Here is a 255-nt window from a genome sequence, read left to right as displayed (position 1 = left end):
TCCGGCACTTCCAACGCTTCTTCGACGGCTATTACTTCTGGCGGCTGATTAAGAACACACTTGGCATCAGCCTGTACCAGCTGGCTGTCGGGTTCCCGGTGCCGATTCTGCTGGCGCTCATGATCAACGAAGTGCGCGCCAAATGGTTCAAGAAGTTCATCCAGACGGTCACCTACGCGCCTCACTTCCTGTCGACCGTCGTGCTCGTCGGCATGTTGATCATGTTCCTGTCGCCGCAGAGCGGCCTGATCAACA

General features: G+C 56.9%; 1 pseudogene. It reads left to right on the top strand.

The annotated features are described in order from the left end of the window. Positions 1 to 255, top strand: a pseudogene (locus tag KJS47_RS23925) (sugar ABC transporter permease); the annotation flags it as partial.

The sequence above is a fragment of the Paenibacillus sp. J31TS4 genome, from assembly GCF_018403265.1.
Taxonomy (GTDB): Bacteria; Bacillota; Bacilli; order Paenibacillales; family NBRC-103111; genus J31TS4.
The sequence above is the reverse complement of the archived record's forward strand: the minus strand, read 5'-3'. Positions and strand labels throughout refer to the sequence as shown.